Source organism: Arsukibacterium sp. MJ3 (genome assembly GCF_000987765.1).
Lineage (GTDB): Bacteria > Pseudomonadota > Gammaproteobacteria > Enterobacterales > Alteromonadaceae > Alishewanella.
In genome coordinates, this window is sequence record NZ_LAHP01000131.1 from 1 (window position 1) to 571 (window position 571).

At 46.2% G+C, this 571-nt stretch carries 1 pseudogene; it reads right to left on the minus strand.

Annotated elements, in window-relative coordinates:
* Window positions 1–571, minus strand: a pseudogene (locus tag VT06_RS17135) (carboxypeptidase); the annotation flags it as partial.

The following is a 571-nucleotide window of genomic DNA, read 5'->3' on the forward strand; positions in this document are numbered from 1 at the left end:
ACTTCGCATCGAAGTAGTTAGTAGCGCCATCGTAGTAGCCCGCTTGGAACAACACGTTTAAGAATGGGTTTTGTGCCATTGCTTGGCGAAGGTTCTCACCGGTATTGTTACCGCTGCGATCCCATGGGTGTACTGGGCCAAACATGTTGTATGAAACATCAGTTTTAAAGCCTAGCTCTTCACGTAGATAGTAGTTAATAGCAGGCGTAAACGAATGCAACCAAGAGGTAAGCTCAGAGTTGAAATCTGGGCGCACGCCAACATCTTTGCGATCCAAACCTTTGTAGCGCGAATCTAAACGCCCTACGGTGTGGCCTTCATGGCGCAATAATTCTTTCCAGAAAAATGCTGTATCTACATCCAAGTTACTTTGCAGTACCGCTTCAACAGAAATACCAGAATAGCGCGCTACTTGCTCTGCTATGGCTTGTTTCTCGTCGGCTGGTAACCACGCGCCTTTTGCTAAGGCAGGTAAATACTGGTTAATGGTAAATTCTTCTACTTTCGGCAATAAATCGTATAAATCGCCTTCTTGCAAATCATCGGCTAGCTGGCCGTGATACCAAGCAGC